Origin of the sequence: Bacillus sp. REN16, assembly GCF_020731355.1 — a bacterium.
In the GTDB taxonomy this organism is placed as follows: Bacteria; Bacillota; Bacilli; order Bacillales; family Bacillaceae_L; genus Ferdinandcohnia.
The window spans coordinates 215,635-229,748 of record NZ_JAJFZK010000003.1 but is presented as its reverse complement, the minus strand read 5'-3'; the positions used below and the strand labels follow the sequence as shown (position 1 = coordinate 229,748).

Annotated in this window: 12 protein-coding genes; 9 read left to right on the top strand and 3 right to left on the bottom strand. The window is 41.2% G+C overall.

Annotation, left to right across the window (positions count from 1 at the left end):
• The first annotated feature begins 149 nt into the window (after positions 1-149).
• The 4 genes from speE (at position 150) to LKW28_RS04970 (ending at position 4,211) form a co-directional block, all read left to right on the top strand.
• Positions 150-977: a spermidine synthase gene (gene speE / locus LKW28_RS04985; protein WP_229139245.1), complete on the top strand. Its 828-nt coding sequence runs from the start codon at positions 150-152 to the stop codon at positions 975-977.
• A gap of 13 nt (positions 978-990) precedes the next feature.
• Positions 991-1,866 carry an agmatinase gene (gene speB, locus LKW28_RS04980; protein ID WP_229139244.1) on the top strand — a complete coding sequence of 292 codons (876 nt, stop codon included), beginning with the start codon at positions 991-993 and terminating at the stop codon, positions 1,864-1,866.
• A gap of 162 nt (positions 1,867-2,028) precedes the next feature.
• Positions 2,029-3,924, top strand: coding sequence for a heavy metal translocating P-type ATPase (locus LKW28_RS04975; protein ID WP_229139243.1), 1,896 nt, complete (start codon positions 2,029-2,031; stop codon positions 3,922-3,924).
• A gap of 77 nt (positions 3,925-4,001) precedes the next feature.
• Positions 4,002-4,211, top strand: coding sequence for a heavy-metal-associated domain-containing protein (locus LKW28_RS04970; protein ID WP_229139242.1), 210 nt, complete (start codon positions 4,002-4,004; stop codon positions 4,209-4,211).
• A gap of 41 nt (positions 4,212-4,252) precedes the next feature.
• Here LKW28_RS04970 and modB read toward each other — a convergent pair whose 3' ends face one another.
• Positions 4,253-4,909 (bottom strand): molybdate ABC transporter permease subunit, encoded by a 657-nt coding sequence (modB, locus tag LKW28_RS04965; protein WP_229139241.1) that lies wholly within the window; start codon positions 4,907-4,909, stop codon positions 4,253-4,255.
• The gene (gene modA / locus LKW28_RS04960; protein ID WP_229139240.1) at positions 4,906-5,694 is read right to left on the bottom strand and encodes a molybdate ABC transporter substrate-binding protein; all 789 of its coding nucleotides are present in this window, start codon (positions 5,692-5,694) and stop codon (positions 4,906-4,908) included. The genes modB and modA overlap by 4 nt, the downstream gene beginning before the upstream one ends.
• A 247-nt stretch (positions 5,695-5,941) precedes the next feature.
• Between modA and LKW28_RS04955 the strand changes: the two genes are divergently transcribed.
• The 3 genes from LKW28_RS04955 to argS all read left to right on the top strand — a co-directional run bounded on the left by LKW28_RS04955 (position 5,942) and on the right by argS (position 8,540).
• Positions 5,942-6,319, top strand: coding sequence for a cbb3-type cytochrome c oxidase subunit I (locus tag LKW28_RS04955; protein WP_229139239.1), 378 nt, complete (start codon positions 5,942-5,944; stop codon positions 6,317-6,319).
• 112 nt (positions 6,320-6,431) lie between these two features.
• Positions 6,432-6,869, top strand: coding sequence for a DUF1934 domain-containing protein (locus LKW28_RS04950; protein WP_420708812.1), 438 nt, complete (start codon positions 6,432-6,434; stop codon positions 6,867-6,869).
• A complete protein-coding gene (gene argS / locus LKW28_RS04945) occupies positions 6,870-8,540 on the top strand; it encodes an arginine--tRNA ligase (protein WP_229139237.1) in 1,671 nt (556 codons plus the stop codon).
• A 144-nt stretch (positions 8,541-8,684) separates the two neighbouring features.
• On the opposite strand, the gene cls is transcribed toward argS, so the two are convergent.
• Positions 8,685-9,887 carry a cardiolipin synthase gene (gene cls / locus LKW28_RS04940; protein ID WP_229139236.1) on the bottom strand — a complete coding sequence of 401 codons (1,203 nt, stop codon included), beginning with the start codon at positions 9,885-9,887 and terminating at the stop codon, positions 8,685-8,687.
• 290 nt (positions 9,888-10,177) lie between these two features.
• Between cls and LKW28_RS04935 the strand changes: the two genes are divergently transcribed.
• Both LKW28_RS04935 and LKW28_RS04930 read left to right on the top strand, forming a co-directional pair.
• On the top strand, positions 10,178-12,295 hold the full coding sequence (locus LKW28_RS04935; RefSeq protein WP_229139235.1) for a (Fe-S)-binding protein: 2,118 nt from the start codon (positions 10,178-10,180) through the stop codon (positions 12,293-12,295).
• 630 nt (positions 12,296-12,925) lie between these two features.
• Positions 12,926-14,104, top strand: coding sequence for an acetyl-CoA C-acetyltransferase (locus LKW28_RS04930; protein ID WP_229139234.1), 1,179 nt, complete (start codon positions 12,926-12,928; stop codon positions 14,102-14,104).
• Positions 14,105-14,114: the final 10 nt, after the last annotated feature.

Genomic DNA, 14,114 nt, shown 5'->3' with positions numbered 1-14,114 from the left:
CGTTTATTTTCTAAATGGTGAAAAAATTTCTTGCAATTTTGGCAGGTTGCCTTATACTTTTTGAAGTTGACACCGATTTTTTTATGGAAATAGGGAACGATAAAGGGATAAAATCCCTGAATTTTTTAGGTAGAAAGGATGTTATGAACATGGAATTATGGTTTACGGAGAAACAAACAAAAAGCTTTGGTATTACAGCAAAAATTAAACAAACCTTACATACAGAACAAACGGAGTTTCAAAAGCTCGATATGATCGAAACTGAGGAATTTGGCAACATGCTCGTTCTTGATGGCATGGTGATGACCACTCAAGTGGACGAGTTCGTGTACCACGAGATGGTTGCGCATGTACCATTATTTACACACCCAAATCCTGAAAACGTACTAGTCGTTGGCGGCGGTGACGGTGGGGTAATCCGTGAAGTGTTAAAACACCCAAGTGTGAAAAAAGCGACTTTAGTTGATATTGACGGAAAAGTAATTGAGTATTCAAAGAAGTACCTTCCTGAAATTGCAGGTAAGCTTGAGGACCCGCGCGTGGAAGTAAAGGTTGGCGATGGCTTTATGCATATTGCCGAAAGTGAGAACGAATATGACGTCATCCTGGTCGACTCCACTGAGCCTGTTGGTCCAGCAGTTAATCTGTTCACAAAAGGCTTTTATGCGGGCATTTCGAAGGCATTAAAAGAAGACGGCGTATTTGTTGCACAAACGGACAACCCTTGGTTCACACCAGACTTAATCCGTAACGTGCAACGTGATGTGAAGGAAATCTTCCCAATCACACGCCTATATCTTGCGAATATCCCAACATACCCAAGTGGTCTATGGACATTCACAATTGGTTCGAAAAAATATGATCCATTAGAGGTAAGCGAAGATCGCTTCCATGAGATCGAAACAAAATACTATACAAAAGAAATCCACAAAGCAGCGTTTGTATTGCCTAAATTTGTTGCGGACTTAACGAAGTAATGGGGGATTTTCGATGAGATTTGATGAAGCTTATTCAGGAAATGTGTTTATCAAAAGCCATCCGAATTTTGAGGAGAGCGAAGCGGTCATTTATGGCATGCCGATGGACTGGACAGTAAGCTACCGTCCAGGCTCACGTTTTGGTCCTAGCCGAATTCGCGAAGTATCAATTGGCCTTGAGGAATATAGCCCATATCTTAATAAAGAATTGGATGAAGTGAAGTACTATGATGCGGGCGATATTCCGTTGCCATTTGGAAATCCACAGCGCAGCATTGAAATGATTGAGGATTTTGTCGATCAGGTATTAGCTGCTGGAAAGTATCCACTTGGCATGGGAGGCGAGCATCTCGTTTCTTGGCCAGTAATGAAGGCTGTTTATAAAAAATATCCAGATCTAGTGATCATTCATATGGATGCCCATACCGATTTGCGTGAAAATTACGAGGGAGAGGCGCTTTCTCATTCAACACCCATTCGTAAAATTGCAGAGTTGATTGGACCAGAAAATGTCTTTTCATTCGGAATCCGTTCAGGGATGAAGGAAGAATTCCGATGGGCAAAGGAAAACGGCATGCATATTTCAAAATTTGAAGTGCTTGAACCGTTGAAGAAGATTCTTCCAAAGCTAGCGGGTCGCCCTGTATATGTAACGATTGATATTGATGTATTGGATCCTGCACATGCGCCTGGAACAGGTACAGTGGATGCTGGTGGAATTACGTCGAAGGAATTACTAGGAGCCATTCACGAAATTGCGAAATCTGATATTCGAGTGGTTGGATCTGACTTGGTGGAGGTTGCACCAATTTATGATGTGTCTGAGCAAACAGCGAATACTGCAAGTAAGCTGATTCGTGAGATGATTTTAGGGTGGATTCAAAAATAATGCAAAGGTCATGGATTCAGGAAGAGTCCATGACCTTTTTTAGTACTCCTCAAAGGTTTGGGGAGTTTTTTATTTGAAATAGTCAATTTTGACTGCGGTCAAATAAAAGTTCCCGACTTCCCTTTATTATAAAGATATAGAAGGAAAGGGGAGAAAATTAAAATGATCAATTGGATAAATAAACAAAAAACGAAAATAACAGCTGTTTCAGGATCCTTGCTTGTTCTCACATTGATTTTTCATTTAACAGGATATGAATTTTTAAAAGCAGCTTCCCTTATCATTGTGACAGTCATCGCGGGAATCCCGATCTTCATTAAAGCATTTCAGGCCTTAAAAATGAAGACATTCAGCATTGAATTGCTCGTCACGATCGCCGTGATTGGTGCACTGTTTATCGGTGAATTTGTCGAGTCAGCGGTCGTTACCTTCCTATTTTTATTCGGCGATTATTTAGAAGCACGTACATTGGAAAAAACACGTTCATCTCTTAAAAACCTAGTCGAAATGGCACCACAGGAAGCGGTTGTTGTCCGAGATGGCAATCAAGTCACAATCCCAGTTGAAGAAGTTCTCGTTGGCGACCGTGTGATTATCCGCTCCGGTGGAAAGGTTCCGGTTGATGGCAAGATCGTTTCAGGTCAAGCTTCTCTAAATGAAGCAGCTATTACGGGTGAGTCTGTACCAGCATCAAAGAGATTAGAAGACAAAGTATTCAGTGGAACCATCGTCGACAATGGCTATATCGAAATGATCGCGGAAAAAGTGGGAGATGATACGACTTTTGCCAAAATTATTGAGCTAGTGGAGGAAGCGCAGGAATCCAAATCAAAAACAGAAAAATTCCTGAATAAATTTGCGAATATCTATACGCCAGCAGTCGTTGTTTTATCTGTACTTGTCTATCTTTTCACTAGAGATCTCCATATCGCGATTACCTTCCTTGTGATTGCTTGTCCTGGTGCACTTGTGATTGGGGCCCCGGTGTCGAACGTTGCCGGAATCGGAAATGGGGCGAAAAACGGTGTTTTAGTGAAGGGTGGAGAAGTCATGGATGTATTCTCTAAAGTAGACACACTCGTTTTCGATAAAACAGGAACACTGACAAAAGGGAAACCAGAAGTAACAGATATCAAGACATTTGGCAGCTTCGAACCAAATGAATTATTGCTGCTCGTAGCACAGGCAGAAACTATTTCTGAGCATCATCTGGGACAAACGATCGTAAAAGAAGCAAATGCAAGAAAACTAGCTTTAGAGATTGAACCAGAAGACGGCGAGGTCATTAAAGGAAATGGGATTCGTGCAAAGGTTGCAGGTCATATACTTGCAATCGGAAATCGCAAACTGATGGATTCAGAGGGCATCGAAATTCCAGGTGCTGTTGGTGCCTATGCGATTGACCGAGAAAAAGCGGGTAACACCGCAGTCTTTGCTAGTGTTGATGGGGAAGTTGCTGGTATTTTCTCAATCGCGGACCAAATTCGGGAAGATGCGCAAAGAGCTCTTGCGGCAATGCGAAAAAACGGCATTAAGAAAATTGTCATGCTGACCGGTGATAATAAGCATACAGCGGAGCTTGTCGCAACCACCTTAGGCTTGGATGAATTCCATGCAGAGTTACTTCCAGAAGATAAAGTAGATTACGTAAAAAAATTAAAAGCTGCGGGTCATGTCGTTGCCATGGCAGGAGACGGAATCAACGATGCACCCGCAATCGCAACAGCAGATATCGGTCTTGCAATGGGTGAGGGCGGTACAGATATTTCAATGGAAACAGCAGACATCGTCTTAATGGCGGATAAGCTCATGCAGTTCTCACATGCTTACTCACTATCAAAAGCAACCATCCGCAATATGAAGCAAAACACATACTTTGCAGTTGGAATTGCCTTCGTCCTCTTAACGGGGGTACTCATGGGAACCGTTCACCTCGCATCAGGAATGTTCATCCATGAAGCAAGTGTCCTTCTTGTGATCCTGAACGCTATGAGATTAATGAGCTTCAATCGCAAAACAATGAAGAAAGAACATGGATTGCGATTCGCAACTGCCTAAAATTTGACCAAGGTCAAAGAAGGTCATGAAAAATCAGCTTACAATAATAATAGAAAAAGAAAAAAGGAGAGATTAATATGGAAACCATTAAACTACAATTAGAACCTCTTACTTGCCCATCTTGTATTAAAAAGATCGAAACAAAGCTTGGAAAAATGGAAGGGGTAGAAGAAGCAAAAGTATTATTTAATTCTAGTAAAGTGAAGGCAACATTTGATACAGACCGAGTTACAAAAGCACAAATCGCAGAAACGATTGAAAAGCTTGGTTACCAAGTGATGCATTAATGAAAAGGTCATGGATTCGATAAGAGTCCATGGCCTTTTTGCTAAGCTTTTATAAAATGCACAAGAAACAGCATAATAAATGAAATCCCAATCATACAGGCGACCCACAACCAGGCTAATTGCATATTCCCTGTATCAATTGCCAAATAAATGGCGACTGAGGTAGTTTGAGTTTTTCCAGGGATATTGCCGGCGAACATGAGTGTCGCTCCAAATTCACCTAAGCCTCTTGCAAAGCTTAGGATTCCGCCCGAAATAATCGATTTCATAGCAAGTGGAATGGATACGAAAAGAAACAGCTTCCATTTCCCAGCACCGTCTACACGTGCTGCATTCTCAATGTCCACATCAATACTTTCAAAGCCGACCTTCGCTGAGTTGTACATAAGCGGAAAGGAAACAACAATGGAGGCAATTGCCGCAGCCCACCATGTAAACATGATCGGTTGACCAAAGAACCACTCGATTCCTTGACCAATCACACTGTTTCTCCCAAAAATAATAATTAATAAGAACCCAACAACAGTTGGGGGTAAAACTAATGGTAATAGAAAAAGAGTTTCTATAATAGCCTTCCCCTTGAATTTTGTATGGGCCATTACTCTTGCTAAAAGGAGCCCTGTGATTAACACAATAATGCTAGAAAATGCAGCTATTTCAAGTGAAAGTTTAATCGGTGACCAAAAATCGGTAGTCATTTTGCTTCAATCAGTCCTTTGAATCCAAATTCTTCAAATGTCTTGATGGTGTTTTTAGTTTGAAGAAATTCATAGAATTTTAGTGCTTCATTTCGATGTTTGCTATCTTTAATGACACCAACCGGGTAAATAATCGGTGGGTGGCTATCAGCATCCGCTGACGCAACAATTTCCACTTTATTAGAAGAAACAGCATCGGTTTTATAGACAATTCCTGCATCTATATTATTTGTTTCTACATATGTAAGCACTTGGCGCACATCTTTCGCATAGACAATTTTATCCTCAATCTCATTCCAGATCTCCATGTTTTCTAATGCTTCTTTCCCATATTGTCCAGCAGGTACAGATTCGGGTGTGCCGATGGAAATTTTGGATGCATTTGAAAGGTCATCAAAAGATGTGACTCCATTTTTATGATCCTTAGGAATGACTAGTACAATTTCATTTCCTAATAATTGTACACCATCTTCTTCGTTAATAAGACCTTCATTTATTAATGTATCGAACTTATCTGTGGCAGCTGAGAAAAAGAGATCAGCCGGAGCCCCTTGTGAAATTTGTTGTTGAAGAGCACCAGAGCCTCCAAAGTTAAATACTAGTTTAATAGTTGGATATTTTTCCTCAAACTCTTTTTGAATCGGGACGAAAGCATCCTGTAAGCTTGCGGCAGCAGAGATGATCAACTCGACTTCTTCAGGAGTTTGATCCTTCATTTCATTTGAGCATGCCGTTACAACAAAGAATATCATCAAAAGAAGGAGGAAATGAATTGTTTTTTTCATTTCAATGTTCTCCTTTGCATAATTGGTTATTACCAATTATAGCTAGATATAATTAGAAAATAAATAAGAGTAATTTGGAGATGACGATATTTCGGAAACTAGTAAGGTTCTTTTTGAAAGCTAATATGGGTCCATTTTCTCAGCGAAATCCCAATGGAAAATAAATTTCACGATTATGACAAATCTTTCGGTTTAGGTGAATATAATACATTTGAACTACATTTTCACCTAATAAAGGGGGAGTTCGATGGTTGGGGTTCGCTTTTTGAAAATGGCGGCATTGTATTTTGTGATTGGTGTTTTAATCGGGATGGGGATGTCGATGTCACACAATTACACGCTAACGGGTGTCCATGTTCATATTAACTTATTAGGCTGGGCTTCCATGGGGCTAGCAGGAATTGTGTACTATTTATTCCCGCAGGCAGGAGAATCAAAGCTTGGAAAGATCCATTTTTGGCTTCATAACATCGGGTTGCCAGTCATGATGATCGGACTGACGATGTTACTACTTGGCAATGCAGCAGTTGAACCCGCAATCGCAGTTGGCGGAACGGTTACAACCCTCGCAATTATCCTTTTTGCAATCAATATCTTCTTGAACGTCAAAGTTACTAAGCAATAATACCTTCATATAACTTTACCTCTTACTCGGCCTAAGCCGGGTTTTCTTTTTTAATTTGAAATCCCCTCATAAAATGCCGTATACTAGTAAAGTTAAAGACTTATAAGGAAGTGTGGAAATGAGTCAAGAAGGAGTACCTATTGATCTCAAATTTGTAACTGAAATTAAAGATGGCCGTCGGAAAGAAAATGTTGCTTTTGACGCAAATGGTCTATACTACATAAAGGGTAACAACACATACTTGCAGTTTGATGAAAAACAAGAAACGGGAACGGTTAAAACGGTCATTAAAATCTCAGAAAAAGAGGTTCTCATCCTTCGATCGGGACAGGTGAAAATGAGGCAGGTTTACCGAAAAAATGAAACCACGGACGGTTCATTTCAAAACCAGCTTGGAACGTTTAACCTCACAACAAAAACAAATAATATCGAATACAAATGGTACAAAAACTCTCGAAAAGGGACGTTGTTTTTAGCATATGAGCTTTCACTTCACGGTGAAAAGTCTGGATTACATAAAATAACCATTACATTTAAGGAGCGAAACTAGATGAACGTTGTTGATCAGGTAAAAGAACGCTTAAAAGCGGAAATTAAAGAAGCAGTACAAAAAGCTGGACTGGCTACTAAAGACCAGATTCCTGAGGTTGTATTAGAGCTGCCAAAGGATAAGGCGCACGGGGACTATGCGACAAACATGGCAATGCAGCTGGCACGTGTAGCAAAAAAGGCGCCTCGAATGATTGCTGAGGAACTCGTTGCGAACTTCGATAAATCAAAAGCATCGATTGAAAAAATTGAAATAGCGGGCCCAGGGTTTATCAACTTTTATATGAACAATTCCTATTTAACAGACTTAATCCCAACAATATTAACAGCTGGTGATGGGTACGGCGAAACAACCGTAGGCAATAAGCAAAAAGTGCAGGTTGAGTTTGTTTCCGCAAACCCAACAGGTGACCTGCACCTTGGACATGCTCGCGGGGCAGCTGTTGGTGATTCATTAAGTAATATTTTAGCTAAAGCAGGCTACGAAGTTTCCCGTGAGTATTACATCAATGATGCTGGAAACCAAATTAATAACCTGGCGAAATCCGTTGAGGCTCGTTACATGCAGGCGCTTGGTAAGGATGCAGAAATGCCAGAGGACGGCTATCATGGCCAAGATATAATTGGAATTGGAAAGCGACTTGCTGAAGAGTTTGGCGATAAATATGTCACTGTCGATGAGCAAGAACGCTTTAACTTTTTCCGTGAATATGGCTTGAAATATGAGATGGCCAAGCTTCAAAGGGATCTAGAGGAGTATCGCGTTCGTTTTGATGTATGGTATTCTGAAACATCTCTCTACCATAATGGAAAAATTGATCGTGCCCTTGGTGCGCTTCGCGAAGCGGGTCATATTTACGAAGAAGACGGTGCGACATGGTTCCGTTCAACTGCATTTGGTGACGACAAAGACCGTGTATTAATTAAAAATGACGGATCGTATACGTATTTAACACCGGATATTGCTTACCACCAGGACAAGCTTGAGCGGGGCTTCGAAAAATTAATCAATGTATGGGGAGCAGACCATCATGGCTATATCCCTCGTATGAAAGCAGCAATTCAAGCATTGGGCTATGATGAAGATACGCTAGAAGTTGAGATCATTCAGCTTGTTCACCTCTTTAAAAATGGTGAAAAAATGAAGATGAGTAAGCGTACCGGTAAGGCTGTTACGATGCGTGATCTGATTGAAGAGGTTGGTCTGGATGCCGTTCGTTACTTCTTCGCAATGAGAAGCTCAGATACTCATCTAGATTTTGACCTTGATTTAGCGGTTTCACAATCAAATGAAAACCCTGTGTACTATGCGCAATATGCACACGCAAGAATTTGCAGCATGCTGCGCTCTGGCGATGAAATGAATATTGTTCTAGACGGAGATTACGCTCTTGAACATATTAGTTCAGAAAAAGAAGTAGACCTATTGAAAAAGCTTGGTGAATTCCCAGCCGCAGTCACAGAGGCAGCTGAAAAACGAATTCCGCATCGAATCACAAATTACATCAATGAACTGGCATCTGCCCTTCATAGCTTCTACAATGCAGAAAAAGTGCTTGACCAAGACAATCGAGAGAAAACAAAAGCCCGTCTTGCGTTAATGAAGGCAACTCAAATCACATTGCAAAACTCATTAAAATTAATTGGTGTATCTGCACCTGAGAAAATGTAAATATGAAAAGGCACCCTTTGCCAGGGTGCCTCATTTTGTTAGTGGCAGTATTTTTCGAATAGTGGCAGTAAATCTGAATTAGTGACAGTATTTTTCAAATAGTGGCCGTATTTCTAAATTAGTGGCAGAATTTTGTGCCAGCCCCTATAAAAAAAACGAAATCCATGTCGCTATTTTAATTTTGAACTTCTTCTCTGCCTTTAGTTCATCGATACGGTCACGGGTGAGCCGATTAGATGTTGTAAAATCCTCTTCCACGACTTTTTTCACTTCATTCATCACGTCTATATCATGGATATAACAGTTAATTTCATAATTCGAATAAAGACTTCTTTTATCAAAATTGGCAGTACCGATATCGCAGAGCTTGTCGTCGATACAAATGACTTTTGCATGATAAAAACCTCTTGAGTACATATAAAATTGAATTCCAATCTTTGAAAGTTCGTCCATATATGGAATGGCGGCTTCTTTTACAAACGGGTGGTCCGGTTTTTTCGGTAAAAGGACTCGTATCTTTACATTTCGTTTTGCTGCATTAATTAATTCCTCTTTCAATTGATTGCTCGGTACAAAATAAGGCGAACCAATAATAATTTCTTTTTCTGCCTGCTTAATCATACTGACAAAATCATCTTCAAGATCAACCCCATTTGTTGCAATAAACCTTGTTGGGGATTTGCCTTTTGGAAGAGGCGGAAAATAAGAATTTCGGTTTTCGATGGCTTCCTCTGTGGAATCATGCCAATCCGTCAAAAACTGTGTCTGCAGGTCTGTGACTCCTTCACCTGTCAGTTTTAAATGGTAATCGCGCCAGAAGCCAAATTTCGGGTCCTCGCCGAGATATTCTTTTCCAATATTGAAGCCGCCTATATACCCCGTTTTTCCATCAATAACGGAGATTTTTCTGTGATTACGCTCATTTAGCTTGTAAAACAGGTAAGGAAAATTGGGCTTGTTAGCATAGGCAAATGAAACACCTGAGCGGGACAAGTCTTTTTCCATTTCCTTTGTGACCTTGTGGGCTCCAACCCAATCAAGAAGCAACCGTACTTTCACACCTTGTTCCGCTTTTTTCTTTAAAAGGGAAACAAAATCCTTGCTGATGTCATCGTCCTTCAAAATATAAAATTGGACATGGATATGTTCGGTTGCATTTTCAATGTCTGCAAAAAGATCGGAGAAGAGGGATTCCCCTGTGTCATAAAAGGAAATATCACTGTTCCGCAATGGAAACTCTTCATCAACTTGTTTTTTTAAGTGATTTTTTCTCCCGAGACTGTAATCAAGGCGGAGTAACAGTAATAGAATAATGATAATAAGGACAATCCAGAAGATAGCTCGCAAATATACCCCTCCTTATGTTGTGAACTTAGTGTATACGAAAATTGGAATGTTTATTTGAGATTTTAAAATAAAAAGCATTGACTGAATGCTCATTCATTATATAATGGTGATATGGACATTATATTCAGAAAGTAAACTTAATTCAGGCAGTATTGCTGGATTTAGTAGTTTAGCCCCGGCGGATGCCACAGATTTTTTAGATGAAATTATCGAGCAAACTCGATGAAAATCTGGGCGCCGTTCGCTTTGCGAATTGATCTTATTATAAATGTTAAGAAAGGAGTTTAAACATGAATACCCTCTTATTTATTAATCTTCTAGCATTCCTAGCTGTAACCGCTTACGCAATTTATCTTTTTGTTTACCTAATTAAAACAAGAGTTGCTTATATCAAGCTTGGCAAAAAGGTCGAGTTTGATGGGAAAGTAAAGGAACGTCTTGAACGAATTTGGGTTAATGTATTCGGACAGAAAAAACTTTTAAAGGATAAAAAGAGTGGAGCCATTCACGTCATGTTCTTTTATGGGTTTCTGCTTGTTCAATTTGGTGCAATCGATTTTATTTGGAAAGGCCTAAAGCCGGGTTCCCATCTTCCACTGGGACCATTATATCCAGGCTTTACCTTTTTCCAAGAGATTGTCACATTTACCATTTTAGTTGCTGTGGTATGGGCATTCCATCGTCGTTATGTGGAAAAGCTGGTGCGTCTAAAAAGAGGCTTTAAATCAGGACTTGTTCTCTTATTTATTGGTGGTTTGATGCTTTCTGTTTTACTTGGAAATGGAGCTGGAATCGTTTGGCATGGTCACGATCCATCATGGACTGAGCCAATTGCATCCCTGATTTCACTTGCTTTAGGCGGGCTAAACGAAACTGCCGCAATTGTGATTTTTTATATCGCATGGTGGATTCACTTAATCTTCCTGTTAAGCTTCCTCGTCTATGTGCCGCAATCCAAGCATGCGCATTTAATTGCTGGACCTGCGAATGTGTATTTAAGCAGACAAACAAGCCCAGGAAAGATTGAGAAAATTGATTTTGAAGATGAAACACAAGAAACCTTTGGTGTTGGAAAAATTGAAGATTTTAAGCAAACACAATTAGTTGATCTGTATGCATGTGTTGAATGCGGTCGCTGTACGAATATGTGTCCGGCAACAGGCACTGGTAAAATGCTTTCTCCAATGGATTTGATTGTAAAACTACGCGATCATTTAACAGAAACAGGTGCAGTCGTGACTTCACGCGTACCTTGGGTGCCAGCTGTTGCATTTTCACATACAAAAGGAAATCAGCTTGCTCTTGCGTCTGCTAGCCAGAGTGCAAATGAAACAGCCGCAACGGCTGAATTAGCATATAGTCCAAGCCTAATTGGCGATGTTATCACAGAGGAAGAGATTTGGGCATGTACAACCTGCCGTAACTGTGAGGACCAATGTCCAGTAATGAACGAGCATGTTGATAAAATCATTGATTTACGCCGTTATTTAGTTCTTACCGAAGGAAAAATGGATGCGGATGCTCAGCGTGCCATGACGAATATTGAGCGTCAAGGAAATCCATGGGGCCTTAACCGTAAGGAAAAAGAAAACTGGCGTGACGTACGTGACGATGTCCATGTACCAACTGTAAAAGAAATGAAAAAAGCTGGCGAAGAGTTCGAATACCTATTCTGGGTTAGTTCAATGGGTGCATTTGATAACCGAAGCCAAAAAATCGCGCTTTCCTTTGCGAAGCTGATGAACGAAGCAGGCGTGAAGTTTGCGATTTTAGGAAACAAGGAGAAAAACTCTGGTGACACACCGCGCCGTCTTGGAAATGAATTTTTATTCCAAGAGCTTGCAACAAACAATATCGCTGAATTTGAAAAGGCAGAAGTGAAGAAGATTGTGACAATCGACCCGCACGCCTACAATATTTTTAAAAATGAGTATCCGGATATGGGTCTTGAAGATGTCGAGGTTCTCCACCATACAGAGCTCCTGTATGACCTTGTAAAAGAGGGCAGATTGGTTCCGAAACATGCGGTGAATGAGGTCATTACATGGCATGATTCCTGTTACTTAGGACGCTACAATGATGTGTATGACCCGCCACGTGAAATTTTAAAACAAATTCCAGGTGTGCAGCTCGTTGAGATGGAACGTAACCGTGAAAAAGGGATGTGCTGTGGCGCTGGTGGCGGTCTGATGTGGATGGAAGAGGATACTGGAACTCGCATTAACGTAGCTAGAACAGAGCAAGCAATTGCTGTTAGCCCAACCACGATTGGTTCTGGTTGCCCGTACTGCTTAACCATGCTTAGTGATGGCACGAAAGCGAAGGAAGTCGAGGATCAAATTGGCACATATGATATTGCTGAAATCCTGGAAAGATCAGTTATCGGTGAACAACAAGTTGCATCTTAACGGAAATTAAGTATTTATTTTCCATTATTGACATTGTAAAATAGGAATATAGGAAACAAATAAAATGTTTTTAATAGTATAAGAGAAATAGGCGAGGTGTACATTGGTACGCCTCCCTCTTTCAGACAAGATTGAGCGAGCGTTCAGTCGAAAAAATGTAAGCGATTTCCTTTATTTGAAGAAACGTGCCCGATTCAGGGTGTTTCCAACGAACAAAGTAACGCAAGCATGGGAATCGTACCGATTAGTGGCAAGTTGCAAAGAAAAGGGTAAAGCAAACGAGGGAATCGTGCCCAATTCGAGGTAGTTGCAGAGAAAAAGGTAAAGCAAACGAGGGAATCGCGCCCGATTCGAGGTAGTTGCAAAGAAAAGGGTAAAGCAAACGAGGGAATCGTACCCAATTCGAGGTAGTTGCAGAGAAAAGGGTAACGCAAATGAAGGAATCGTGCCCGATTCGAGGTAGTTGGAAAGAAAAGGGTAACGCAAACGAGGGAATCGTACCCAATTCGAGGTAGTTGGAAAGAAAAAGGTAAAGCAAACGAGGGAATCGCGCCCGATTCGAGGTAGTTGCAAAGAAAAAGTAACGTAAATGAAGGAATTGTACTCGATAAAAATCAAGGAGGTTGGAGCATGGGGAAAACAGTCATTGTCAGTGGTGTTCGTACTCCATTTGGAAAATTAGGGGGGAGTCTTAGTTCATTAACTGCATCTGAACTTGGCGGAATTGCTATTAAGGAGGCCTTACAGCGTGCAGGCATTGAAGGAAACGCAGTAGACGAAGTGATTTTCGGAACTGTTTTGCAGGGAGGCCAGGGCCAAATTCCTTCACGTCAGGCAGCACGTAACGCGGAAATCCCGTGGGAAGTTAAAACAGAAACCATTAATAAAGTATGCGCATCAGGACTTCGCAGTGTCACGCTCGCCGATCAAATCATTCGTGCTGGAGACGAGGAAGTGATTGTTGCTGGTGGCATGGAATCAATGAGCAATGCACCATACTTTTTGCCAAAAGCGCGCTTTGGACTCCGAATGGGAGATGCAAGCTTAAAGGACTTAATGGTACATGATGGCTTAACCTGTAGTTTCCAAGGTGTGCACATGGGGACTTACGGAAATGAAGTTGCATCGGAATTGGACATTTCACGTGAGGAACAGGACGAGTGGGCACTGCGCAGCCACCAACGTGCGGTTAAAGCCATTGAGTCAGGCAAGTTTACGGAAGAAATTGTTGCAGTTGAAATAAAAGGACGTAAAGGCGCAGTTACAGTTGTAGACCAAGACGAAGCACCGCGAGCAGATACAACACTTGAAAAATTAGCAACGCTAAAATCAGTGTTCAATGCAGACGGAACAATCACGGCAGGAAACGCACCTGGAGTGAATGACGGCGCAGCTGCACTTGTCCTCATGAGTGAGGAACGGGCAAAGCAAGAAGGAAAAGAGCCATTTGCGACAATTCTTGCTCATGCTGCAATTTCTGTTGAAGCAAAGGATTTTCCAAAAACTCCCGGGCTCGTAATCAATGAACTTTTAAAGAAAACAGGCAAAACAGTTGAGGAAATAGATTTGTTTGAAATCAATGAAGCCTTTGCAGCAGTCGCATTAACGAGTGGAAAGATTGCCAATCTTGATCCTGAAAAAGTGAATGTCAATGGTGGGGCGGTGGCACTTGGCCATCCAATCGGAGCAAGTGGAGCAAGAATTATCATTACACTGATCCATGAATTAAAACGTCGCGGCGGCGGCATCGGGATTGCGGCCATCTGCAGTGGCGGAGGCCAGGGAGACGCGATAATGGTTGAAGTATAAATTTCGAGTA